The organism is Lentzea alba, assembly GCF_047445655.1.
GTDB lineage: Bacteria > Actinomycetota > Actinomycetes > Mycobacteriales > Pseudonocardiaceae > Lentzea > Lentzea alba_A.
Window position 1 is genome coordinate 44513 of record NZ_JAJAEG010000019.1, and the last position, 24594, is coordinate 69106.

Genomic DNA, 24594 nt, shown 5'->3' on the forward strand with positions numbered 1-24594 from the left:
GGCCAGGCCGCTCTTCGTGGTGCTGCCCCCGCGCGCTTCCTTGTCACGCAACGAGTGAAACGCATTTTCGGTTCCCGGGCTGTCCACAGGGTACGCCGACACGGATAAGCCCAGGTCAGCGCGCCGCAGCCTGTGGACAACTCGCGATCATGACCCCACGGGCGATCATGACCCCACCGACCTGATCAGATCCTTCAGGCCCTGCTCGTCCAGCAGGTCCGCCGGCCGCAGCGTGTGGTCGTGCCGCACGTAGTGGAACGCGGCCCGCACCTTCTCCAGCGGCTCTCCCACCAGCGCCGCCCACGCCAGCCGGTACGCCGCGAGCTGCACCGACAACGCGGGCAGCGCCTCCGCGTCCGGCACCGCGCCGGTCTTCCAGTCGACGACGGTCCAGCCGTCGGGGTCCTTGTAGACGGCGTCCATCCGCCCGCGCACCGAGATCCCGTCGAACTCCGCCTCGAACGGCACCTCGACGTCGTGCGGGGTCCGATCCGCCCACGCGCTCTGCAGGAACGCCTCCTTCAGACGTTCCAGATCGGCGTCCGGAGCCGCGTCGGCGTCACCGGCGCCGGGCAGTTCGTCCAGGTCGAGCAGGCGGGTGGCGCCGAAGCGGTTCTCCAGCCAGGTGTGGAACGCCGTGCCGCGGCGCGCCATCGGGTTCGGCGGGAACGGCAGCGGGCGGCGCAGCCTGCGGGCCAGCTGGTCGGGGTCCTTGGCGAGCTCGACCAGCTGCGAGACCGACAGGTGGTCCGGCAGCACGACCTGCTCGCGGCGGTTCATCGAGGCCGCGCGTTCGGCCAGCAGCACGTCGACGTCCTTCGCCCAGCCCTCCGGGTCGTCCTCCTCCGGCATCTCCGGGTCGTCGGGCACCACGTCGTCCGGCAACGGCTCGGGCTCGGGCGGGAAGTCCTCGTCCGGCGGTTCGTCGGGTGGCGGGTAGTCCTCGTCGTCGACTACCGCCGCCACCTCCTCCTCTTCCTCGAAGATCAACGGCAGCGGCTCCGGTGGGGCGTTGCGCAGCGCGTCCAGGGCGGCCAGCACCATCTCGGCGCCCTCGACGACGGCGTCGCGGCGCTTGCCGAGCGGGTCTGCGGGCCACTGCGAGGTCTTCACGTCCTCGGCGAGCGGGTTCGGGGTGTCGACCTCGGGCTCGTCGGCCCACACGCTGATGTCGCCTGGCGGGTTGTCGCGCTGCAGGACCTCGTGCATCTCCTGCAGGAACACCGACGGGCCCTTGGGCTTGTCGCCCGCCTCGGCCCACCAGTGCCCCGACATCAGCAGGCTGTGCTCGGCCCGCGTGACGCCGACGTAGAACAGCCGGCGCTCCTCGACCAGCCGCCGGTCCTCGAACTCCTCGGCGTGGATCGCCAGCGCCTCGTCGACCTCCTTGCGGTTGAAGCCCGCGGAGAGGCGCAACTTGGGCAGGTCCTGCGAGTCACCGCGCAGGTCCGCCGGCAGCTCGGTCACCGACTTCAGCCAGCACGACGACTTCTTGCGGCCTGGGAAGACGTCGCGAACCAGGTGCGGCAGCGCGACGATCCGCCACTCCAGACCCTTCGCGGAGTGCACGGTCAGGATCTGCACGCGGTCCTCGGAGACCTCGACCTCGCCGGGTTCCAGACCGTCCTCGGCGTGCTCGGCCGTGTACAGGTAGTCCAGCAGCGACGGCAGCGTCGCGGACGGGCTGGCCGCCGCGAAATCCGTTACGACGTCCGAGAAAGCGTCCAGGTGCGCGCGGCCGACCATGCCGGGCCGCGACATCGACTCGATGTCCAGCAGCAACGTGCGTTCCACGTCCGCCACCAGCTCCGGCAACGGCTGGTCGAGCCGGCGCCGCAACGCCGCCAGCTCGCCGCCGAGCCTCCTGATCCGCCGGTACCCGTCCTGCGAGTAGGCGTCCGGATCACCGGGATCGTCCAGCGCGTCGGCCAGGCCGGCCTGCTCCGCGTGCTCGCCCGGCAACGCGTCCGCCAGCACCAGCAACGGATCGTCCACAACGGACTGTCGCGACGGCACCCCGGCCAGATCCCGTGCCCTGCTCCACAACGCCGCCAGGTCAACGGCCGCAAGCCTCCACCGCGAGCCTGTCAGCAGGCGCGCGGCCGCCGTGCCCGCCAACGGATCCACGAGCACCCGCAGCGCCGACACCAGATCCCGCACCTCGGGCTCGTCCAGCAACCCGCCGAGCCCGACGACCTCGACCGGCAACCCGCGCTCCCGCAACGCCGCCGCGATCGCCGCCATGTCCGACCGCCGCCGCACCAACACGGCCGCGGTCGGCGGCACGCCCTCCGTGTCGAGATACGCTTCCCATTGCGCCGCAACGTTGTCCGCCATCCAGTCGAGCTCCTGGCGGATGTCCGCGTGCAGCGCGAGCCGCACGTCCCCCGGCCCGGCCCCGTTGCGCGCCCGGAGCTCCTCGACGTCCAGCCCGGCTTCCCTGAGCGGCAACGACACCGCGTTCGCCAGCTCCAGCACCTCGGGCGGGTTGCGGAAACTGGTCAGCAGCCCGAACTTCCGCGTGGGCGGGAAGTCGTCCGCGAACCGCGGCAGGTTCGCCGCCGACGCCCCGCGCCAGCCGTAGATCGCCTGCGCCGGGTCACCCACCGACGTCACCGGCATCGGCTTGCCCTCACCAAAAAGGGATCGCAGCAACACGCGCTGCGCGTGCCCGGTGTCCTGGTACTCGTCCAGCAACACCGCGCCGTACCGTTCGCGCTCGCCCTCAGCGACCTCGGCGAACGCCGCGAGCTGTGCGGCCAGCGACATCTGGTCCGCGAAGTCGAGCGCCGCCTCCTTGCGCTTCCGCTGCTGATACGCGTCGAGGAGTGGCAGGAGCGCCACTCGCAACCGTTGCGCCGCAACGATCTCCTTGAGCTTCTCCGGCAACCCGTCCCGCTGCCTCGGCGCACGCGGCGCGTTCTCGATCAGCGCACAGATTTCCTCCGCGTGCCGCTGCAACGCTTCTGGCGTGACCAGATGCTCACCGAGCTCGCCCGCAAGCCTCAGCAGGTACCCGGTGATCGTCGCCGGCACCTTGTCCGTGTCGAGGTCCTTCGCCCACGTCGACACCACCCGGTGCGCCAACTGCCACGACGCCGTCTCCGTCAGCAACCGCACACCCGGCTCCACCGGCAACCGAAGCCCGTGCTCGGACACCAGCCGCCCTGCGTACGCGTGGTACGTCAGCACCACGGGTTCGCCGGTCAGGACGGCCATCTTCCGCTCGCCGCTGGGATCCAGCTCGTCGAGCAGCGTCGACCCGGCGAGGCGCCGAAGCCTCGCGCGCACCCGGTCCGCGAGCTGACGGGCCGCCTTGCGCGTGAACGTCAGGCCCAGCACGCGGTCCGGCAACACGATGCCGTTCGCCACCAGCCACACCACGCGGGCGGCCATGGTCTCGGTCTTGCCGGCACCCGCACCCGCGACGACCAGCGCCGGCTGGGCAGGGGCGGAGATCACCTCGGCCTGTTCGGGGGTCGGTTTGTTGAGGCCGAGCGCTTCTGCGATCTCGAAAGGACTGACGGTCATCGGCCGACCAGCCCACACGCGACACGCCGCTCTTGGACGACGAGGAGCCCCACACCGCGCGGCGCACGTTGCCCTCGGACGACGCCGAACCGCACGTCGCGCGGGGCGACAGTCCGGTCACAGGTCCTGAACAACGTCACTGACACATCTTCCTACCTGGGCCACGAGCTTCCGCAGCACCCAGGCCCGTGTGTTCGCCGACCGTTCGAACGAGGGAAACGCGCAGGTCAACGGCCAGCACCCAATTCACTCACTGCCGCCCGGACGGATTCACCGGGCAGGTCGTGCGCGCCGGACAGCGACCGCGGTCCGCGTGCACCTGGGCCACCACCTGCTCACCTGCCTCCTGAACGCCAGACCGGGCACGTCGTCCGCGCCGGACACCCCGCGCACCCAGCCCACCCAACAGCGCCCAGACGCGCTCCACACCGCCGACCAGCACCTACTCAGTCACTTGCCGCCCGCTCGGATGCACCGGACACGTCGTCCGCGCCGGACACCGATCACAATCCGCGTTCTCCTTCGCCGTGTACTCCGGCCCGAGCACCGACTCCGCTGCGTCCTGCACCACCTCGAGCCAAGCCCGGACGCCCTGCTCGTCCAACGGCGCCTGGGTGCGCTCGACCGCCCCGGTCTTCTTGTCCTCCTTGGCCACGTACAGCAGGCGGGCGCCACCCGGCTCCGACCCCAGCCCGATGTGGGTGAAGCCGCCCAGCGACGTGGCCAGCTGGTAGACGGCCAGCTGCGGGTGTTCCTGGCCTGCGTCGCGGGAGACCGGGCTCTTGCCGGTCTTGATGTCGATCACGATCGGGCGGCCGTCGGCGTCGTGTTCCAGGCGGTCCACGCGGCCGCGGACCTGGAGCCAGGGGCCGCCGTCGCGCTTCGGGACCTCGACGAGCATCTCCTCCTCGACGGCCACCTGGGTCAGCTGGGCGCGGCTCATGGTCAGCCAGGCCAGGAACGTGTCGAGCATGCGTTCCACGCGCAGGCGTTCGCGGCGGGAGAACCACGGGGCGCCGGCGTCGACAGCCGCCCAGGCCTCGTCCAGTTTCACGCGCAGCTGGGCCGAGTCCGCTCCTGACGCGGCGGCTTGGGCCAGGGCGTGGACCAGGGTGCCGGTGACCGAGGCGAGCTCGGCAGGGTCCTGGCCGCCGTGCCGTTCGACCACCCAGCGCAGCGGGCACTTCGTGATCACCTCGATGGTCGACGGTGTCACGCTGACCTTCTGCTCTTCCGTCCACAGTGGATCGTCGGTCGTCACGGAAGCCACGCCGTACCAGGACTCCGGGTGCGCACCCGGCACGCCCGCCTCGGCCAGGCGAGCCAGCTGAGCCGCCGCCCGCGAACGGCGATCCTCGCTCTCGGAGTCCGAGCACACGACGCGGCGCAGCTCGCCGACCAGTTCGCCGAGCACCAGGCCGCGCTGCGGGCGGTGCAGCTTGCGTTCCTCCTCAGCGGAAGACTCGATCTCGTCCAGGAACCGCGAAGGCTGCTCGTCCTCGCCCCGCACGGCGCTGATCAGCAGTTTCGACCGAGCACGCGAAGCAGCCACCAGCAGCAACCGGCGTTCCTCGGCCAGGATCGGCGCCACCGCCGACACCGAAGGCTCCAGACCGGCGAGCACGTCCACCATGCGTTCGACGCCCAGGACCGTGCCGCGCAGCCGCAGGTCCGGCCAGCTGCCCTCCTGAACACCAGGTACCGCAACGACTTCCCACTCACGACCCGCTGCGGAGTGCGCGGTCAGCACGGACACCGCCTCGCCAGTGGGAGCGGCGGCGGCCAGGGTGTCGCCCACGATCCGTTGCGACTCCAGGTAGTCCGCGAAACCGGCGACGCCTGAGCCCGGCAGGCGGTCGACGTACTTCGCGGCCGCCTCGAACAACGCCACGATCGCGTCCAGGTCGCGGTCGGCCTGCATGCCCGGCATGCCACGCCGTGCCGACTGCGCCACCCAGCGCTCCTGCAGGCCGGTCGCCGTCCACAGGTCCCACAGCACGACCTCGACCGACTTGCCCGCCTCGATCGCCTTGCGCGCCAACGCAAGCAGATGCGAGATGCGGCGGGCCGGCAACGACTCGACGTCCTCCAGCGCCGCCAGCCGGTCCGCTGTCTCCACGACCTCCACCAGCAACTCGCCGGAAGGCCGGTCGCCGCCCGCCGCCATCTCCAGGCGCCGCAAACCACGGCGCAACCGCCGCAACGCCAATGGATCCGCGCCGCCGTACGACGACGACAGCAGCATCGCCGCCGTGTCCTCGTCCAGCGAACCGGGCACGGCCGCGGCACGAACCAAAGCCAGCAGCGGACGCACGGAAGGCTGCTGTGCCAGCGGCAACTCGTCCGACGGCACCGCCACCGGCACCCCAGCGGCGAGGAGGGCACGTTGCAGAACGGGCAGGGCCAACGTCGCCGACCGCACCACCACGGCCATCTGCGACCACGGCACCTCGTCGGCCAGGTGCGAGCGGCGGAGCTGGTCGGCCACCCACGTCGCCTCCTGCGCGGACGACGCGAGCAGCCGCACCTGCACGGACCCCTCACCATCAGCAGGCAGCACCGAGCGCGCGGGCGAAGCACCCGGCAGACGAGCAGCCAGCCGCGCCACCGCGTCACGGATCTCCGGCATCATCCGGTGCGACTGCGTCAACACCACCGTCTCGCCCGGCACATCGCGCAGGATCTCCGGATCGGCACCGCGGAACGTGAAGATCGCCTGGTCCGGGTCACCGGCCAGCACGAACCGCGACGCGCCCGACCCCAGCGAACTGATCAACGAGTACTGCATCGGGTCGAGGTGCTGCGCGTCGTCGACCAGCAGGTACCGCACCCGCCGCCGTTCTCCGAGCAGCAGGTCCTCGTCGTTCACGAAAGCCGCGTAAGCAGCCGACACCAGCTCGGCCGCGTCGTAGGCGGGCGCGTAGGACGTCGCGGAGTCCATGCCGGACAACAGGTTCACCGACTCGTACTGCTGCCCGAACAGGCCGGCCGCCACCCACTCGTCCCGCCCGTGCTCCGAACCCAGCTCGATCAGGTCCTCGGGACCCAGACCGCGTTCGGCCGCCCGCAGCATCAGGTCCCGCAGCTCGTGCGCGAACCCCGGCAGCTCCAACGCCGGCCGCAGCCGCTCCGGCCAGTTCGACGCACCCAGCTCGGCATCACCGGCCAGCAGCTCGCGCACCATCGCGTCCTGGTCCGGCCCGGACAGCAACCGCGGCGGCGGCTCGCCGAGCAGCACCGCCTGGTTGCGCAGCACCGCGAACGCGTAGGAGTGCACGGTCCGCACCAACGGCTCGCGGATCGTCGACAGCCGCCCCGTCAGCAACCGCGTGATGTGCGCCCGCAACGCCACGGACGCGCGCCGGTTCGCGGTCAGCACCAGCACGTTCTCCGGATCGGCCCCCTCCTCCAGCACGACGTGCGCCGCCAGCTCGGCCAGCAACGTCGTCTTACCGGTGCCGGGACCGCCCAGAACCCGCAGGAAACCACCTGGATGCGCGAAGACCCGCTGGGCAGCGGCGTCCCACCGGGGACGCGGGCGCGTCTCCGGCTTCCGGCGGACCAGCTGGGGTGGAAGTGCCACGCTCCGATTTCACCACGCTGCACCGACAAGATCAGCGATGCCCGCCGATCAGAGCAGCACCCGTTTTTCGACTACCTTCTTGACAGATACTGGTGGTCTAGTCCATTTTTGAAGACGTTGTGAGCCCCCTCACTGCCAGCTCCGCCGCCCTGGACCGAGCAGTCTTGGAGGACTGATGAAGCGGTTCCTCGTCGGCGCAGTCGCTGCCACGTGCGCGGCGATCATGCTGCCCACGACCGCACAGGCGGCCGTCAACCCCGTGCTCGCGGCGCCGTACCTCTACCAGTGGGGCGGCCAGCCCAACCCGGCCACGGTGATGCAGCAGACGGGTATCAAGTCGTTCACCCTCGCGTTCATCCTCAGCGACGGCACCTGCAACCCGAAGTGGGACGGCAGCCGCTCGCTCACCGGCTCGGACAAGACCCTGATCAACAACATCCGTGCGGCCGGCGGTGACGCGGTGCCGTCGATCGGCGGCTGGTCCGGCAACAAACTCGGCCAGTTCTGCACCAGCCCACAGGCACTCGCCGGCGCCTACCTGAAGGTCATCGACGCCTACGCGCTCAAGGCGATCGACATCGACATCGAGGCCGCCGAGTTCGAGAACAACACCACGCAGGACCGCGTGCTGAACGCGCTGAAGATCGTCAAGCAGCAGCGGCCCGCGGTGAAGACGGTCATCACCATGCCGACCGACCGCACCGGCCCGAACTCCTGGGGCAAGCGCCTGGTCACCCGCGCCAAGGAACTGGCAGCGCCGGTCGACACGTGGGCCGTCATGCCGTTCGACTGGGGCAGCGGTGGCGACATGTTCGCGTACACCAAGAGCGCGGTCGACGGCCTGAAGAACCACGTCAAGGCGACGTTCGGACTCACGGACGACGCGGCGTACCGGCGCAGCGGCCTGTCGTCGATGAACGGCAAGACCGACACCGGCGAGACCGTCACCCCGCAGAACTTCCGCGACATCGTGACGTGGGCGAACTCCAAGCACCTGGCGCGGGTGTCGTTCTGGGCCGTGAACCGGGACCGCGGTAACTGCGGGGCAATGAGCTCCTCATGCAGCGGCATCAACCAGCAGACCTACGAATTCACCAAGGCGCTGGCCAAGTTCACTGGTTAGCAACAGACTCCTCCGGTGGCCGGACGTGACCCCGACCCCGTCCGGTCACCGGAGTTCCAACGTCCTCAGGAAGTCTCCCGGCGTCCCCGCCACGCCGAAGTGGTCACCGGTCGCGAAGTCCGCACCCGCCGCGAGCCACCAATGAGCCTGCTCCGCGCTGGTGATCCCGTCGACCGCGACCGTCACACCCGCGCCTCGCACCAACGGCATCAGCGCTGTCACGTAAGGCGATCGGCGTTCGACCAGGCTCCGCGCGACCCGCACCGACTTCACCGGCAGGTCCGCCACGGTCGCGGGATCCAACGGCCCGAGCCCGAAGTCGTCGAGCCCCACGTGCACACCCAGACCCGCGAGCACCGACAGGTTGTCCGCCGCGTCGGTCTCCAGGAGCACCGCGGCGGGCATGCTGACCGCCAGGTCCTCGACCTTCAGCCGGGTCTCGCCGAGCACGGTCATCACCCGTGACACCAGGTCAGCGTCGGTCGACTGGTGCGAGGTCAGCCGCACGACCAACGGCTCGTCGAACTGCCCGCGCTGCCGCCACCACACCGACTGACCGCCCGCGACCCGCAGCAGCCACTCGCCGAGCGGCAGGATCAGCCCGGTCGCCTCGGCCAGCGCCGCACACCGGTCGTGGTCCAGCACCTCGCCGTCCGGCCGTTCCCAGTGCAGCACCGCCTCGACACCGCTGACCACTCCGTCGGCCAGCCGCACGATCGGCCGGTACCGCGCGGTGATCTCGCCGTTCTCCCACGCTCCCGGCATGGTCACGGCGACCGCGTGGTCGCGGCGGGCCTCGGCGTCCTGGTCGGCGTGGAACACCTCCCACTGCCCGCGCCTGCGCACCTTGGCCCGGCGCAACGCCGTGTCCGCCGCCCGCAGCAGGTCGACCGGTTCCACGTCGCTCGCCGGCCGGTGCACCACGCCCGCGCTCACCGACACCGCCAGCCCGTGACCGTCCACATAGGTCGGTTCGAGCAGGTCGTCGTTGATGCTCTTCATGATCGCGCCGACGCTCGGCGTGGTCTCGGTGTTCTCCACGAGAACACCGAACTCGTCGCCGTCGAACCGGGCGATCATCGCCTTCTCCGGCGCCATCAACACCCGCAACCGCTGCGCGACGTGCTGCAGCAGCCGCTCGGCGACCCGGCCGCCGAAGCTGTTGCACACCATGCCGAACGCGTCGAGGTCGAGGTGGAACACCGTGATGCCGTGCTCGGGGTCGGCCTTGCGCAGCGCGATCTCCAGCTGGGTGGTGAAGAACTGGCGGTTCGGCAGCCCGGTCAGCACGTCGTGCAACGCCTGCCGCTTGAGCTCGCTCTGCAACAGCTCCAGCTCGGTGCCGTCCTCGACCACCACGACGAAGTGCACCGGCGCCTCGTCCGCACCGCGCAACAACGACGCCGTCAACGACAACCGCGCCGCCTCGCCGTCCTTGCGCAGCATCCGTTGCGACTGCCTGATCCGCTCCGCCGCGCCACTGCGCAGCTCATCAAGCGCGTCGCTCAGCATCTCGACGAAGCCGGGCGCGATGAGGTCGAGCAGCGGCACGCCGGTCAGCTCCTCCGGGGTGCGCCCGAGGATGTCTCCGGTGGCCGCGTTCACCGTGAGCAGCCGGCCTTCGAGGTCGACGATCAGCACACCGTTCGTGGACGACGTGACGACCTCGTTGAACCGGGCCTCGCTCTCCTTGAGGTTCCAGTTCGCGTCGCGCACCGCCTTGAGCAACGACCTCTGCATGCTCTCCTGTTGTGTGAGCACGGACTCGGTGTTCGCCGCGGTGAAGCCGCTCCCGAGTGCGCCGATGACGAGCGCGACCCGTTCCGCGTACCGAGCGACCGGCTGGAACTCCGCAAGCGCGAGCAGCCCCTTGCCGAGCACGTCGGCGGTGCAGCGCAGCCCGATCTTCCCCAGGTGACCCAGCGCCGCCAGTTCCGCGCCCAGGCGCTCGGCCGGATCAGCCGTGAACGGCTCCGCGTGCAACACCTCGCACAACGCGTCCAGCGTGCCGCTCAGTCGGGCCTCGAGTGCGTCGCGGCCCATCGGGATCGCCACCAGGCCTTGCAGCAGGTACGTCCATTTCCGGGCGAGCGTCATCCGCGCCCGGACAACGTCCTCGGGCGACGGCGTTACGTCGGGTATTCGACTCGGGCTAGGCATTCGGGGCTGCCTCGTCGTGGGCTCAGATTTTTCGGCAGTTTACCCACGAACTGTCTGCCTCCGGTCGACCGGCAGGGTGAATCGGTCTCACTCGATCGGGATTTTCTATGGTTTGCGTGCGACTCCGGCAAAAGCGACCTTGTTCATGGACGGCATGACGGAGATGTCGCCAGGGCCGGAAGGTCGCCATTCGGCGAACCCGACCAGTCCCGGCTCGACCAGTTCGAAATCTCCGAACAGCGCGAGGATCTCGTCCTTGCCGCGCTCGACCACCTGTTCACCGCCCGCCTGGTTCATCTTGGCGGCCGCGGCCTTCGCACCCTCGTTGTCGTGCTCGAAGGTGAGATGTGTGATCGCCAGGTAGCTGCCGCTCGGCAGGGCCTCGCGGTAGTGCTTCAGCAGCCCCCACGGGTCCGCCTCGGTGGGCACCCAGTGCAGCATGAACAGCATCAGCACGCCGATGGGCTCGTCGAAGTCGAGCAGCCGGCGCGCCTCGGCGCTGTCCAGGATGCTCGCCGGATCACGCAGGTCGGCCTGCAGCACGCCGGTGCCCTCGACGCCCGCGAGGATCAGCTCGCTGTGGGCGATGGCCACCGGATCGCGGTCGACGTACAGGACACGGCACTCGGGCGCCACGGCCTGCGCGACCTCGTGCACGTTGGCCACGGTCGGGATGCCCGAGCCGACGTCCAGGAACTGGCGCACCCCTTGGTCGACCATGAACCGCACCGCACGGCCGAGGAACGCCCGGTTGATCCGGGCCGCGCTGCGCGCGTGCGGCATCACCTGCTCGAGCTTCTCGCCCATCTCGCGGTCCACCGCGAAGTTGTGCGCGCCACCCAGCATGTAGTCGTACACCCGAGCACCGCTCGGCACCGACACGTCCACGCTCTGCGGAACCCAACTCTGTTCGACGGGCACGGCGACCACCTCTTCGGTTTGTGGACGCACAAGCTTAGTCACCCGAGTGAGCAGGTATCGCTGATCCGTCGGTGTGAACCGATGCCACCCGATCGGGCACTGTCAGGCTCCCCCGAATGACTCCTATTGTGGTCCATCTCTTTCCACTCGCGAGGAGCGATGATGTCCGTCCCGGTGGCGCCTGGCAGGTTGCCATTTCTCGGGCACACCCTGCCGATGTTGCGGAAAAGATTCGAGTTCACCGCGAATTTGCGACGTCAGGGCGATGTCGTCGAAGTCCATCTCGGCCCGATGCGATCATTATTCATCACCAGCCCGCAGCTGATGCACCAGGTGCTGGTCACAGATGCACCGAAGTTCAACAAAGGGTTGATGTTCGACAAGTTCCGCCCGTTCATCGGCAACGGGCTCGCGATGTCGAACGGCCCCTTCCACCTGCGGCAGCGCCGGATGATGCAGCCGGCCTTCCACCGCGACCGGATCGCCGGCTACGCGGACGTCATGGCCCGCGCGACGCGCGACCTCGTGGACGGCTGGCGGCCGGACGACGTGCGGCGGGTCGAGGAGGACATGCAGAGTCTCGCCGTCATGATCGTCGGTGAGTCGCTGTTCTCCACCGAGATCGGCAAGCGCGCGATCGAGGAAGCGCGCCGGTCGATCTTCGTGATCATCAAGAACGGCATCGTGCGCGTGCTCTCGCCGGGGTTCGTCGAGAAGCTGCCCATCCCGGCCAACCGCGAGTTCGACGCGGCCATCGCCCGGATGCGCGCGATCGTGGAGGAGGTCATCGCGAGCTGGCGCGCGGACGGCGCCGACCACGGGGACCTGCTGTCCATGCTGATGCTCGCGAGGGACGCCGACACCGGCGAACCGATGACCGACCAGCAGGTCTTCGACGAGGTCATCACGCTGCTGACGGCGGGCATCGAGACCACCGCGCTGGCGCTGGCGTGGATCTTCCACGAGATCGCCGCCAACCCGGAGATCGAACGGCGGGTGCTGGCCGAGATCGACGAGGTGCTGGCCGGGCGCCCGGTGACGTTCGACGACGTGCCGAAGCTGACCTACGTCGGCCAGGTGGCGAACGAGGTCCTGCGGAAGTACCCGCTCTGGCTCCTCATGCGCCGCGCCGCCGAGGAGGTCGACCTCGGTGGTGTCCACCTCGCGCCCGGCACCGAGGTGATCCTCAGCCCCCACGCGATGCACCACAACCCGGCGCTCTTCCCCGATCCCGACCGCTTCGACCCCGGCCGCTGGACTGCCGAGCGCGCCCGGCAGCTGCCCAAGGGCGCGTTCGTCCCGTTCGGCGGCGGGATCCACCAGTGCATCGGAAACCACTTCGCGCTGACCGAGATCGTCATCGCGGTGGCGACCGTCTGCACCCGATACCGGTTGGTCCCCGTCCAGCCGGTTCGCACCAAGTTCACCAACGCCGTTTACCCCGTGGACCTTCTGATGAAGGCCGTCCCCCGCTAGTTGGAGGTTGTACTCCGATGCGTCTCCGTCGGCTTTGTGCCGCCGTATCGCTCGCATTGCTCGCCGTCGTGCCGCTTCCGGCGAACGCGGCCCAGACCAACTGTCAGGACGTGTACACACCGGTGCGCTTCGGGCTCACCCAGCAGACCATGTACGGCAAGCTGTGCGTGCCACAGGGCGCGACGACGGTGCAGGTTCTCGTTCCCGGCGGCTCGTACACCAGCGAGTACTGGGACATCCCGGTCAACCCGGAGGTCCGCTCGGTTCGGCAGGCGATGAACAACGCCGGCATCGCCACCATGACGGTGGACCGGATCGGCACCGGCAAGAGCAGCAAACCCCTGAGCCTGCTGGTCAACACCACGACTCAGGCGCAAGCGGTGCACCACGTGATCCAGACCCTGCGTCCCCGCTTCCAGAAGGTGCTCGGCGGCGGCCACTCCATCGGCTCAGGCATCGCGATCGCGGAGGCGAGCACCTACCGCGACGTCGACGGCGTGCTGGTCACCGGCATGGCCAACCAGTGGGACTACACCAGGGTGGTGCCCGCGCTGGCCAACGCGATCCCGGTCACCCTCGACCCGAAGCTGAGCAAGCTAGGCCTGGACCCCGGCTACCTGACCACGGCACCGGGAGCCCGCTACGGCATGTTCCACGATCCCGGCCCGGCGAACCCCGCCGTGATCGACTACGACGAGTCCACAAAGGACGTCTTCGCGACGACCGAGGCCGTCACCACCATCCTCATGAACAACATCGTGATCCCGGCCAGCCGCGGCATCACGGCCCCGGTGATGAGCGTCCAGTCGTCGGCGGACTACTTCTGCGGCACCCCGCCGCTCGGCGCCGACTGCTCGTCCGCCGAAGCGCTGGTGGCCTCGGAGAGGCCGTACTTCTCGAACGCGCCGCGGATGGACGGATTCGTCCTCGACGGCTACGGCCACTGCATCAACTTCGCGCCGAACTCCGCCGAGTACCACGCGGCTGTCATCGCCTGGCAGAAGAGCCTTTAGTTCCGCAGCTTCTTCAGGAACTCGCCCGCATCCTTGGGCTTGTCGAAGTAGGCGCCGATCGCGAGGTCGGCGCCCGCTTCCGTCCACCACTTCGCCTGCTCGGCGGTCTCGATGCCGTCCACGCAGAGGTTCACGCCCAGGTCGTGCACAGCCTTGATCAGCAGAGCGGAGCGCGGGTCCTGGCGCAGCACCAGGTCGTTCGGCACCAGCACGGACGCGATCGGCAGCTCCGAGAGCCACGCCAGGTCCCGCGGGCCGAGGCCGAAGTCGTCGAGCGCGATCCGGATGCCCATGTCCGCCAGCGTGCCCAGGTTCTCCGCCGCGTCGGACACGCCCAGCACGCCGACCGGCATGGTCAGCGTCAGGCGCTCGGGCGGCATCCCGCTCTCCTCGATCGCCTTCCCCACGCGTGACGCCAGGTCCGCGTCGGTCGACTGGTGCCGGGTGAGGCGGACGCCGAACTGCGCGTCGAGCTCGCCGCGCTGGCGCCACCACTGCGCCTGGCCGGCCGCGATCCTGATCAGCCACTCGCCCATCGGCAGGATGAGGCCGGTCTGGTCGGCGAGGTCGGCGCAGCGGTCCGTGAGTTCCCAGTGCAGCACGGCTTCCACGCCCGCCAGCTCGCCGGTCGCGAGCACGCGGACGGGCTGGTAGGCGACGCCGATGTCGCCCTGTTCCCACGCTCCCGGCATCACGACGGCCAGCGCGGCGTCGCGCCGGAACGCGGTGTCCTGGTTGCCGTGGAACAACTCCCACTGGCCGCGCTGGTCCTTCTTGGCCTGGCGCAACGCCAGGTCCGCCATGCGCAGCAGTTCGACCGGGTCGACGTCGGGCAGCGGCCGGTGCACGACACCGGCACTCACCGAGACGGCGAGCCCGTGCTCGTCCACGAAGATCGGTTCGGCCAGGTCGGCGTTGATGGCGGCCATTGTCGCCGCGACGTCCGGGGTGGCGGAGGAGTTCTCCACGACGATGCCGAACTCGTCGCCGTCGAACCGCGCGACCATCGCCTGTTCGCGGGACATCAACGCCCGCAGCCTGCGTGCCACGTGCTGCAGCAGCTTCTCGCCCACGCGCCCGCCGAGGCTGTTGCACACCAGGCCGAACGCGTCGAGGTCGAGGTGGAAGATCGTCACGCCGAACTCGGGGTCGGCGCGGCGCAGCACGGTTTCCAGGTGCGTGGTGAAGAACTGCCGGTTCGGGAGCCCGGTCAGCACGTCGTGCAGCGACTGCCTGCGCAGTTCTCCTTGCAGCAGCGCCAGTTCCGTGTCGTCGTCGGCGACCACGAGCACATGGCTCGGCTTGTCGTCGCCGTCGCGCAGCAGCGACGCCGTCAGCGTCACCTTCGCCAAGTCGTCCTCGGCGCGCAGCAACTGCATCGGTTCCCGCTCGAACTCGTCGCGCTCTGCAAGGACTTTCTCCATCATCTCGCGGAAGACCACGATCGAGCTCGGTGCGACGAGCTCCATGAGCCGGGTGCCGGGTTCCGGGCGGCGGCCGAGGATGTCGCCGATCGCCTCGTTGGCCCACACCACGTTCCCGTCGAGGCCGACGATCAGGATGCCGTTCGTCGACGAGATCGCGATGCCGGCGAACTTGGCCTCGCTCTGCCGCTGGTCCCACTGCGCGTCGCGGGCAGCCTTCAACAGCGACCGCTGCATGCTCTCCTGCTGGTCGAGGATCGAGCGTCCGCGAGCCGCCGAGTACCCGGCGGTCAGCGCACCGACTCCACCGACCACGCGCACCGGGTGGTGCTCGATCGCGCTGAACTCCTCCAGCCCGAGCAAGCCCTTTCCCAGCACGTCGACGGTGCGCCGGAGTCCGGGCTCGTTGACGTAGCCGAGAGCGACGAGTCGCTCGCCCACCTCCTCGAACGGAGCAGGGTCGAACGGCTCGTTGTGCAGCGCCGCACACAACACATCGAGCTGGGCGCCCAGTTCGGCGTCCAGCTCGTCCCTGCTCAGCGCGACCATCACGACACTGCTGAGCAGGTAGCTCCACTTGCGCGCCAAGGCTTCTCGGGCGCGGACGGCGGCGTTGTCCGGAGGTGGAGCGGCATCGGGTCTTCGGCTTGGTTTCGTCATTCCCGTTGCCCTGTATGGGTTGAAGAGTGTTCGGCAGTTTACCTACCGGTAGTCGACGCCCGCTGCGCCAACGGAGTGAACCTCCGACACTACAGGGTGGTTTCAGTCCTTACGACCAACACCAGCGTACAAGAACATGTTCATCGCCGCCTCGTCCGCGATGTCACCAGGCCCGGACGGCCTCCACTCGCCGCAGCCGACCAGACCCGGCTCCACCAGCTCGAACCCGTCGAACAACGCGTTGACCTGGCCATGTGTGCGCATGGTCATCTGGTCGCTCTTGCTGCGGTTGACGACGTCGACCGCCTGGTCGACCTTCTGGTCCGCCTGGTCCTCACTGACGTGCGTCATGACGATGAAGCTGCCGGCGGGCAACGCGTCGCGGTAACGGGCGACGAGCTTGTGCGGGTCGTCCTCGTCCGGCACCCAGTGCAGCATGAGCAGCATCAACAGGCCGATCGGCTCGTCGAAGCGCAGCAACCGCTGCAGCTCGGGGCTCGCGAGCACCGCGTCCGGGTCGCGCATGTCGGCCTGTACGACGCCGGCATTTTTGTTGCCGGACAACATGAGTTCGCTGTGCGCCACCGCGACCGGGTCTTTGTCGACGTAGACGATGCGCGCCTCCGGGTCGCGTTCCTGCGCGACCTCGTGCACGTTCGCGACGGTCGGGATGCCCGAACCGATGTCGAGGAACTGGCGGATCCCCTGGTCCATCAGGAAGTTCACCGCGCGGCCGAGGAACCGCCGGTTGAGCCGGGCGACGCTGGGCAGCCCCGGCACGAGCTTCTCGATCTGGGAACCGACCTGCCGGTCGGCGGCGAAGTTGTGCGCGCCACCGAGGATGTAGTCGTAGACGCGGGCCATGCTCGGCACGTTGGTGTCGATGCCGAGAGGAACCCAGTCCTGGGTCTCTGCCACGGGAAACACCTCTTCGGTTCGTGGCGATCGGGGATGACGCACGAGCTTAGTCACCCGCGAGGCTCGCGCACTGCACCAACAGAGTGACCGGGAACCACCCGATCAGGCACTGTCGTCTTCCCCCAAACGGCTCCTAGGGTGGTCCGTCCCCATTCGGCCGAACTCCTCAGGAGCCCGAATGCCCGTCCCGGTGGCTCCCCACCGCTGGCCGTTACTCGGGCACACCCCGGCGATGCTCTCCCAGCGCGCCAAGTTCACCGACGCGCTGCACGAGCACGGCGAGGTCGTGCGCCTGGACCTCGGCCCGTTGCACGCCTACTTCGTCACCGATCCTTCGCTCACCTACGAAGTGCTTGTGTCGCAAGGGTCCAAGTTTCGCAAGGGGGCGATGTTCGACAAGTTCCAGCCGTACCTGGGAACCGGACTGCTCCTGTCGAACGGCGACCACCACCTGCGCCAGCGCCGCTTGATGCAGCCGGCGTTCCACCGGGAACGGATCGAGAACTATGCCTCGACGATGGCTCGTGCCGCTGCTGCGCTGGTTGCGCGGTGGCAACCCGGCGAGATCCGCGTCATCGAGAACGACATGCAGGAGCTCGCGGTCACCATCGTCGGCGAGGCGCTCTTCTCCACCGAAATCGGCAAACGCGCCGTCGAGGAGGTCCGCCGGTCGATCTTCACCGTCATCCAGCAGGGCATGATCCGCGCGCTCTCCCCGTCGTTCGTCGAGAAGCTCCCGATTCCAGGTAACCGCGAATTCGACGCCGCCATCGCACGCATGAAAGCCGTTGTGCTGGAAGTGATCGAGAGCTGGCGCGCCGACGGCACCGACCACGGCGACGTGCTCTCGATGCTGCTCTTAGCGGGCATGACCGACGAACAGACCTACGACGAGGTCCTGACCCTGCTCACCGCGGGCATCGAGACCACCGCGATCGCCCTCGCCTGGGCCCTGTACGAGGTCGGCAACAACCCCGAGATCGAAAACCGCCTGCACGCCGAGATCGACTCCGTGCTGGGCGGCCGCCCGGTGACAGCCGCCGACATCGCCTCCCTGACCTGCACCGAGCAGATCGTGCAGGAAACCCTGCGCATGTACCCGATCTGGTTCGTGATGCGCCGAACGCTAGTGGACGTCCAACTGGGCGACGTCCAGCTACCTGCGGGCGCCGAGGTGATCGTCAGCCCGCACGCCCTGCACCACGACCCGCGCTACTTCCCAGCGCCGGACCGCTTCGACCCGGACCGCTGGACACCTGACTTCGTCTCCGGCCTGCCACGCGGCGCGTTCATCCCGTTCGGCGGCGGCAACCGCCAATGCCTGGGCAACACCTTCGCCCACACCGAGATCGTCATCACGCTCGCAACAGTCGCGCAGCAGTGGCGTCTCGCCCCCACCCGTCCGGCGCGCGTGAAGTTCACGTCCGCCCCGTACCCCAACGGCCTGCTCATGAAGGCCGTTCCCCGCAACTAGTTGGAGGTAGTACCCCCATGCGTTTCCGCCGGTTGTGCGCCGCGGCACTGCTCGCCACCGGAATCACGCTCACCCCGACACCGGCCACGGCCGCGGTGAGCTGCCAGGACGTCAACACCCCGGTCTCCGTAGGCCTCACACCACTGATCCAGTCGCAGGAAACCATGTACGGCAAGCTCTGCGTGCCCACCGGCGCGCAAACCGTGCAGGTCCTGATCCCCGGCGGCACCTACGACAACACGTACTGGGACATCGGCTACGACCCGAGCACCCGCTCCTACGTCCGCTCCCAGAACGCCGCAGGCATCGCCACCCTGGCCCTGGACCGCCTGGGCACCGGCAAGAGCTCCAAGCCCCTCAGCGCCCTGGTCACCGCCTCCACCCAGGCCAGCGCCGTCCACCAGGTCATCAAGACCCTGAAGCCCCGCTTCTCCAAGGTGATCGTCGCGGGCCACTCGATCGGCTCCGCGATGGCCATGATCGAGGCAGGCACCTACCACGACGTGGACGGCGTCCTGGTAACCGGCTTCACGCACAAGATGAACTACGTGACCGTCGTCCCGGTACTGGCCAACATGATCCCGGCCCGCCTGGACCTCGGCTACCTGACCACGATGCCGGACACCCGCTACAACTCGTTCCACAAGCCGGGCCCACTGGTCTCCGGAGCCATCTCGTTCGACGAGTCCACGAAGGACGTCTTCGCCGTAACGGAAGCCGTGGACACCATCCTCCTGAACACCGTGATCATCCCGATCTCCCGCAACATCACCGTCCCCGTGATGATCGTCGTGGGCAACGACACCCACTTCTGCAGCTCCGGCCTCCCCCTCATGGGCAGCGACTGCTCTTCCGCCGCCGCCCTGAAGGCCGACGAGGGTCAGTTCTTCCCAGCAGTCCCCCGCCTCGACACCTACGTCCTGAACGGCTACGGCCACTCCATCAACTACGCCCCGAACGCCCCCGATTACCACTCCGCAGTCGCCCAGTGGTCAAAGGGCATCTGACTAAGCTGGCCTGATGGACGAGGAGATCCACGAGCGGGTCCGCGACTTCATCAAGGCCATCCCCCGAGGCCGTGTCGCCACCTACGGCGACATCGCCGACCTGGCCAAAGCACCGTCGCCACGGCTGGTAGGCCGCATCCTCAACGAGGACGGCCACGACCTGCCGTGGCAACGCGTGCTGAAGGCGGACGGCACCTGCGCACCTCACCTCCGCGAGACGCAACTCCAGATGCTGCACGAGGAGGGCGTCCCGAACCTCGACGGCAAGGTGAACCTCCGCGAGTACCGCTGGGAAGACGCCCGCAAGGAAACCACCGAGCCAGAAGGCCTCTGGTAAACGAAGCCGAAGGCGAGCCGCCCCGCCCTTACGCACTGGGTGAGCCCGATGCTCTTATGCGATGCCGAAGGCGAGCCGTCCTTCCCGTACGGGCCGGGTGGAGTGGTCCCGTCACGAGTCGTGCCCGATCGTTCGCCGCGCCCAGGAGTGGGTGTGGGTCGCTCAGGCGCGGCTCGTGACGGGACCACCCCACCAACGCAAGCACCTACGCAACAGGCAGCCGCCCTGAGCAACAGGCGTGCCATCAACCCGCCCGCGGCGCTGGCCGGTCTTTGATCAGATTGGCGGGGTCTGGGGCGGCGCCCCGGAAAGCAACCGGCGCATAAGCACGCAACGCGCCCACCTACGGACAACAAACCGGCGCCCGCCAACGCAACCGGGGACGACCCACGCAAAGAGCGCGCCCCTCAGGCAGACGCCCGAACCAAAGCCAAAGCCGCGAAGTACTTACGCACCAACGCATCAACCACAAGAGGATGCGCCCCAACAGGTGCAGAAACAACATCCGCCCCGCAGTCGGCAAGCGACGAGTGAAACACCCCAGGCGCCAACAACCAGGACGCAACGGCCACCCGCCGCCCACCACCCCGCAACGAAGCAACCACATCGGCCACCCGAGGCGTAGCAGTAGCTACATACCCAACGCCCGAAGCCCCCAACATCCCAGCAGCCCGCCGAACATCAGCAAGCGCCCGAGCATCCGACGACCCGGCAGCAGCCAGCACCAACGCGTCCCCACGCCGAAACCCGGCCTCAGCCAACCGATCCCGAACGGCAGGCACCGCATCCACCCCAAGCGGCGACGTCAACACAACATCCGACCGCCGCCCGATCTGCTCGGGAATGTCCTTCCGAACGTGATACCCAGCAGCCAAAAACGCCGGCACAACAACACAGGGCCCGTCCACAACAGACCGGACGTCCGGCTGCCGAACATCGGCATAAGCAACCTCGACGGGCACGTCGACCTGAGGTCGCACCAGATCCGCGATCTCCTCGCACACCACAACCCCACGAGGATCACGAGTGCCGTGAAACGCCAACACCAGCTTCATACAGGCTCCATGGCAAGTCGATAACCGCGCTTGACCACCGTGCAAACCATCTGCGGCGATCCCAAAGCCGTCCGCAACCGCCCAATAGCAGTCTCAACGGCGTGCTCCTCACCGCCAGAAGGCAAGGCAGCCAACAAGTCCTGCCGAGAAACAACCCGACCCCGAGCAGCCACAAGTGTCCGCAACACAGCCATCGGCGCAGGAGCAACAGGCCGCAACTCACCATCGATCACAACAGCCTGAGCCCGCATCTCCATGTCCCGCGAGGCAATCCGCAACCGAGTAGCCCGCGCAGGCAGCTCTACAGTCAGCTCACGAACCATCGACCCGATCCGAGACCGCACAGGCTGCACGACCGGAATCCCAGCAGCCACCAACGGCCCAGCGGTAATGGCCCCGACCCCGACCACAAGAACGTTGCGCCGCAACGCCTCCACCAGATCGCCGTACCGCTCGCCAGCCGTCCGCAGCACCGACGAAGCAGCCGGCGCACTGGTGAACGTCAAAGCATCGACCTGCCCAGCCAGCACCGCATCGATCAACCGGTCCAACGGCGCGATGTCAGCCGGCGGCTCCCACCGATAAACCGGAATCTCGACCACATCAGCCCCAGCGGCCCGCAGACTCCCCACGAAGTCCGGCAACGGCTCCCCGTGCAGCTGAACAGCGACCCGCTTGCCGGCAACACCCATCCGCAACAGGTACTGCAGCAGCTCGGCGTTCGACTCCGACGTCGGCGACCAGGTCTCGACCAGCCCGGCCGCCCGCACCGCGCCCTTGGCCTTCGGGCCTCGTGGCAGCACCACGGCACCCTCCATGGCGCGGTGCAGACGGCTGGCCAGCCCCCACCCCTCGGCGGCTTCGAACCACCCGCGGAACCCGATCGCGGTGGTGGCGACGACGACGTCGACCGGCGCCAAGACCAGCCGCGACGTGGCCTGGTGCAGTTCCGCGTCGTCGGGCAGCGGCAGGATGCGGATCGCCGGACCGTGGATCACGGACGCACCCTTGCGTTCCAGCAGAGCTATGAGCTCGTCGGCGCGACGGGCAGCGGTGACGCCAATCGTGAAGCCCGCCAACGGCCCGTTCATGTCAGCTCCACGACACCGTCACGCACGCGCACCCGGTGCACCGCGACAGACACGGACGGCTCGTCCAGGCACTTGCCGGTCGCCAGCTCGAACGCCTGCTTGTAGACCGGCGACACCACGACGGGAACGCCACCGCGGTCGCCCACGATGCCGCGCGACAGCACCGCCGCGCCGCTGAACGGGTCGATGTTGTCCAACGCGTGCAATGAACCATCGGCGGTCAGGAACACCGCCACCTGCGAGCCGTCGGGCAGCAACGCCGCCACACCCTGCTCCGGACGCAACACCTCAAAGTCACAGACGACGGTCACCTGACGACCTCCGGAATCCCGAGCTGGACAGGAACGCGCTGACCGCGCTCAGCGCGGAACGAGATCGTCGGATCCGGCGTACCCGGCGCGTTCACGAACGACGTGAACCGCGCCAGCTTCTCCGGGTCCTCCAACACACCACGCCACTCGTCGGCGTAGTCGTCGACGTGCGCCGCCATCGCGGCCTCGAGCTCGTCGCAGATGCCGAGCTTGTCGTCGACCACGACCTCACGCAGGTGCTCAAGCCCGCCGTCGAGCCCTTCCAGCCACGCCGACGTGCGCTGCAACCGGTCCGCCGTGCGGATGTAGAACATCAGGAACCGGTCGATGATCTTGATCAGCTCCGAAGTGTCCACATCGGACACCAGCAGATCGGCGTGGCGAGGCGTGAAGCCGCCGTTGCCGCCGACGTACAGGTTCCAGCCGTTCTCGGTCGCGATCACGCCGAAGTCCTTGCCACGAGCCTCGGCGCACTCGCGGGCGCACCCCGAGACAGCGGACTTGAGCTTGTGCGGCGACCGCAGTCCCCGGTACCGCAGCTCCAGCTCGATGGCGAGCCCGACCGAGTCCTGCACGCCGTAACGGCACCAGGTCGTGCCGACGCAGGACTTGACCGTGCGCAACGCCTTGCCGTACGCGTGACCGGACTCGAAGCCCGCGTCGACCAAACGACGCCAGATCTCGGGCAACTGGTCGACGGTCGCACCGAACAGGTCGATGCGCTGGCCACCGGTGATCTTCGTGTAGAGGCCGTAGTCGCGAGCCACCTCGCCGATGACGATCAGCTTCTCCGGCGTGATCTCACCGCCGGGGATGCGCGGCACGACCGAGTACGTGCCGTTGCGCTGCAGGTTCGCCAGGAACTTGTCGTTGGTGTCCTGCAACGAGACCTGTTCGGTACCCAGGATGTGCCCGTTGCCCAGCGACGCCAGGATCGAGGCCACCGCGGGCTTGCAGATGTCGCAGCCGCGCCCGGTGCCGTGCTTCTCGATCAACGCCGTGAACGTCGTGATCCGGGTCGCCCGGATGATCTCGAAAAGCTCCGCCCGCGAGTACGTGAAGTGCTCGCACAACGCCTTGGACTGCTCGACACCGCAGTCGGTCAGCAACTTCTTCAGCATCGGCACGCACGAGCCACAGCCCGTGCCGGCCTTCGTGCACGCCTTGAGCTCGGCGATGTCGCAGGCGACCCCGGACTGGATCGCGTCGGTGACCGTCTGCTTGGTCACCGCGTGGCACGAGCAAACCTGTGCGTCCGCGGGCATCTCGACGTCCACAGCCCCACCGGGCTGCAGCAGGGCCGCCGGAACCTCCCGGCCCACCAACGGCCGCAACGACCCATAGGCGGAGGCGTCACCGACAAGCACCCCACCGAGCAACGTGCGAGCGTCATCCGACACCACGAGCTTGCTGTAGGTGCCGGCGACCGCGTTGTTCACCACGACTTCCAGCGCACCCTCGGTGGTGGCGTGCGCGTCGCCGAACGACGCCACGTCCACACCGAGCAGCTTCAGCTTCGTGGAGACATCGGCTCCGGGGAACGTCTTCGCGCCACCGTCGAGCTGGTCCGCGACCACCTCGGCCATGGCATAACCAGGCGCCACGAGCCCGTAGGCCACGCCCTCGACCGCGGCGCACTCACCGATCGCGAACACCCGGGGGTCCGCGGTCCGGCAGGCGGCGTCGACGAGGTACCCGCCACGCGGCCCCAGCTCCAGCCCCAGGTCCAGATCGGTGCGCGGCCGGATGCCCGCACTGAACACGACCACGTCGAGGTCGAGCTCGACCCCGTTGGCCAGCTTGGCGATCAACCGCGCGCCGTCGCGTTCGATGGAGGAGGCGGAGGTCCCGGTGTGCACGGTCAGGTCGAGCTTCTCGACCAGCCGCTTCAGCAGCCCGGCACCACCTTCGTCGACCTGGATCGGCATCAGCCGCGGCGCCAGCTCCACGACGTGCGGCGAGACTCCCATGCCGCGCAACGCGTTGGCCGCCTCGAGCCCGAGCAGGCCACCGCCGAGCACCATGCCGGAGTGGCGGCCGGGCCGGTCGGCGGCCTCGACGGTCGCCCGGATGTCGTCCAGGTCGTCGATGGTCCGGTAGACGTGGCATCCGGGCAGATCGCGACCGGGAACCGGTGGCACGAACGGCACCGAGCCGGTGGCCAGCACGAGCGCGTCGTACTCCACCTCGATGCCGGAAGCACCGACCACCACACGGCGTTCCCGGTCAACGGACACGGCCTTCTCGCCGAGCCGGAGCTCACAGCCGGTCAACGGCGTGAGCTCCAGGTCGGCGGAGCTCCACGTGTCCACATAGGACGACAGCGCGACCCGGTCGTACGCGGGCCGGGATTCCTCGCCGAACACCACGATCCGCCAGGACGAGTCGCGGAGGATCTCAACGAGCCGGTGGCCGACCATGCCGTTACCGATCACGACCAAGGTCTGCGTTGTTTCTGCCATCGGGCGATACCTCCTTCACCCGGTATGCTCACCGGGCGGCGTGTCATC

At 68.7% G+C, this 24594-nt stretch carries 16 protein-coding genes; 6 read left to right on the plus strand and 10 right to left on the minus strand.

Annotated elements, in window-relative coordinates:
* Nucleotides 1-165 precede the first annotated feature (165 nt).
* Both LFM09_RS29420 and LFM09_RS29425 read right to left on the minus strand, forming a co-directional pair.
* On the minus strand, nucleotides 166-3531 hold the full coding sequence (locus LFM09_RS29420) for an ATP-dependent helicase (RefSeq protein WP_414099824.1): 3366 nt from the start codon (nucleotides 3529-3531) through the stop codon (nucleotides 166-168).
* Nucleotides 3532-3973: 442 nt separating this feature from the next.
* A complete protein-coding gene (locus tag LFM09_RS29425; RefSeq protein ID WP_414099825.1) occupies nucleotides 3974-7114 on the minus strand; it encodes an ATP-dependent helicase in 3141 nt (1046 codons plus the stop codon).
* Between the two features lie 175 nt (nucleotides 7115-7289).
* Here LFM09_RS29425 and LFM09_RS29430 point away from each other — a divergent pair, with 175 nt between their 5' ends.
* Nucleotides 7290-8237, plus strand: coding sequence for a chitinase (locus LFM09_RS29430; RefSeq protein ID WP_414099826.1), 948 nt, complete (start codon nucleotides 7290-7292; stop codon nucleotides 8235-8237).
* Between the two features lie 45 nt (nucleotides 8238-8282).
* Here LFM09_RS29430 and LFM09_RS29435 read toward each other — a convergent pair whose 3' ends face one another.
* A complete protein-coding gene (locus LFM09_RS29435) occupies nucleotides 8283-10397 on the minus strand; it encodes a putative bifunctional diguanylate cyclase/phosphodiesterase (RefSeq protein WP_414099827.1) in 2115 nt (704 codons plus the stop codon).
* A gap of 105 nt (nucleotides 10398-10502) precedes the next feature.
* The gene (locus LFM09_RS29440) at nucleotides 10503-11318 is read right to left on the minus strand and encodes an SAM-dependent methyltransferase (RefSeq protein ID WP_414099828.1); all 816 of its coding nucleotides are present in this window, start codon (nucleotides 11316-11318) and stop codon (nucleotides 10503-10505) included.
* A 162-nt stretch (nucleotides 11319-11480) separates the two neighbouring features.
* Here LFM09_RS29440 and LFM09_RS29445 point away from each other — a divergent pair, with 162 nt between their 5' ends.
* On the plus strand, nucleotides 11481-12794 hold the full coding sequence (locus LFM09_RS29445; protein ID WP_414099829.1) for a cytochrome P450: 1314 nt from the start codon (nucleotides 11481-11483) through the stop codon (nucleotides 12792-12794).
* Between the two features lie 17 nt (nucleotides 12795-12811).
* Nucleotides 12812-13807 (plus strand): alpha/beta fold hydrolase, encoded by a 996-nt coding sequence (locus tag LFM09_RS29450; protein ID WP_414099830.1) that lies wholly within the window; start codon nucleotides 12812-12814, stop codon nucleotides 13805-13807.
* On the opposite strand, the gene LFM09_RS29455 is transcribed toward LFM09_RS29450, so the two are convergent.
* A complete protein-coding gene (locus tag LFM09_RS29455) occupies nucleotides 13804-15891 on the minus strand; it encodes a putative bifunctional diguanylate cyclase/phosphodiesterase (RefSeq protein WP_414099831.1) in 2088 nt (695 codons plus the stop codon). The two genes, LFM09_RS29450 and LFM09_RS29455, sit on opposite strands and share 4 nt — an antisense overlap.
* 102 nt (nucleotides 15892-15993) lie before the next feature.
* Nucleotides 15994-16809 carry an SAM-dependent methyltransferase gene (locus tag LFM09_RS29460; protein ID WP_414099832.1) on the minus strand — a complete coding sequence of 272 codons (816 nt, stop codon included), beginning with the start codon at nucleotides 16807-16809 and terminating at the stop codon, nucleotides 15994-15996.
* A 178-nt stretch (nucleotides 16810-16987) separates the two neighbouring features.
* Between LFM09_RS29460 and LFM09_RS29465 the strand changes: the two genes are divergently transcribed.
* The 3 genes from LFM09_RS29465 to LFM09_RS29475 are packed head-to-tail and all read left to right on the plus strand — an operon-like array spanning nucleotide 16988 to nucleotide 19627.
* Nucleotides 16988-18283: a cytochrome P450 gene (locus LFM09_RS29465; RefSeq protein ID WP_414099833.1), complete on the plus strand. Its 1296-nt coding sequence runs from the start codon at nucleotides 16988-16990 to the stop codon at nucleotides 18281-18283.
* A 17-nt stretch (nucleotides 18284-18300) separates the two neighbouring features.
* A complete protein-coding gene (locus LFM09_RS29470) occupies nucleotides 18301-19290 on the plus strand; it encodes an alpha/beta hydrolase (protein WP_414099834.1) in 990 nt (329 codons plus the stop codon).
* Between the two features lie 13 nt (nucleotides 19291-19303).
* Nucleotides 19304-19627, plus strand: a complete 324-nt coding sequence (locus LFM09_RS29475; RefSeq protein WP_414099835.1) for an MGMT family protein — start codon at nucleotides 19304-19306, stop codon at nucleotides 19625-19627.
* A gap of 407 nt (nucleotides 19628-20034) precedes the next feature.
* Here LFM09_RS29475 and LFM09_RS29480 read toward each other — a convergent pair whose 3' ends face one another.
* Genes LFM09_RS29480 through nirB form a run of 4 tightly spaced genes read right to left on the minus strand, consistent with a single transcriptional unit; the run spans nucleotide 20035 to nucleotide 24546 of the window.
* Entirely contained in the window at nucleotides 20035-20682 is a 648-nt protein-coding gene (locus tag LFM09_RS29480) for a sirohydrochlorin chelatase (protein ID WP_414099836.1), read from the minus strand.
* Complete coding sequence (locus tag LFM09_RS29485) at nucleotides 20679-21773, minus strand: uroporphyrinogen-III synthase (protein ID WP_414099837.1); 1095 nt, start codon at nucleotides 21771-21773, stop codon at nucleotides 20679-20681. Before LFM09_RS29485 ends, LFM09_RS29480 begins: the two co-directional genes overlap by 4 nt.
* The gene (nirD, locus tag LFM09_RS29490; protein WP_089949585.1) at nucleotides 21770-22084 is read right to left on the minus strand and encodes a nitrite reductase small subunit NirD; all 315 of its coding nucleotides are present in this window, start codon (nucleotides 22082-22084) and stop codon (nucleotides 21770-21772) included. Before nirD ends, LFM09_RS29485 begins: the two co-directional genes overlap by 4 nt.
* Complete coding sequence (gene nirB / locus LFM09_RS29495) at nucleotides 22081-24546, minus strand: nitrite reductase large subunit NirB (RefSeq protein ID WP_414099838.1); 2466 nt, start codon at nucleotides 24544-24546, stop codon at nucleotides 22081-22083. The genes nirD and nirB overlap by 4 nt, the downstream gene beginning before the upstream one ends.
* Between the last annotated feature and the right edge of the window lie 48 nt (nucleotides 24547-24594).

What these genes read in the sequence shown, in the direction of transcription:
- nirB (WP_414099838.1), bottom strand. Translation starts at nt 24,546, where the DNA reads ATGGCAGAAACAACGCAGACCTTGGTCGTGATCGGTAACGGCATGGTC.
- LFM09_RS29455 (WP_414099831.1), bottom strand. Translation starts at nt 15,891, where the DNA reads ATGACGAAACCAAGCCGAAGACCCGATGCCGCTCCACCTCCGGACAAC.
- LFM09_RS29430 (WP_414099826.1), top strand. Translation starts at nt 7,290, where the DNA reads ATGAAGCGGTTCCTCGTCGGCGCAGTCGCTGCCACGTGCGCGGCGATC.
- LFM09_RS29485 (WP_414099837.1), bottom strand. Translation starts at nt 21,773, where the DNA reads ATGAACGGGCCGTTGGCGGGCTTCACGATTGGCGTCACCGCTGCCCGT.
- LFM09_RS29435 (WP_414099827.1), bottom strand. Translation starts at nt 10,397, where the DNA reads ATGCCTAGCCCGAGTCGAATACCCGACGTAACGCCGTCGCCCGAGGAC.
- LFM09_RS29445 (WP_414099829.1), top strand. Translation starts at nt 11,481, where the DNA reads ATGTCCGTCCCGGTGGCGCCTGGCAGGTTGCCATTTCTCGGGCACACC.
- LFM09_RS29465 (WP_414099833.1), top strand. Translation starts at nt 16,988, where the DNA reads ATGCCCGTCCCGGTGGCTCCCCACCGCTGGCCGTTACTCGGGCACACC.
- LFM09_RS29450 (WP_414099830.1), top strand. Translation starts at nt 12,812, where the DNA reads ATGCGTCTCCGTCGGCTTTGTGCCGCCGTATCGCTCGCATTGCTCGCC.
- LFM09_RS29420 (WP_414099824.1), bottom strand. Translation starts at nt 3,531, where the DNA reads ATGACCGTCAGTCCTTTCGAGATCGCAGAAGCGCTCGGCCTCAACAAA.
- LFM09_RS29480 (WP_414099836.1), bottom strand. Translation starts at nt 20,682, where the DNA reads ATGAAGCTGGTGTTGGCGTTTCACGGCACTCGTGATCCTCGTGGGGTT.
- LFM09_RS29470 (WP_414099834.1), top strand. Translation starts at nt 18,301, where the DNA reads ATGCGTTTCCGCCGGTTGTGCGCCGCGGCACTGCTCGCCACCGGAATC.
- LFM09_RS29475 (WP_414099835.1), top strand. Translation starts at nt 19,304, where the DNA reads ATGGACGAGGAGATCCACGAGCGGGTCCGCGACTTCATCAAGGCCATC.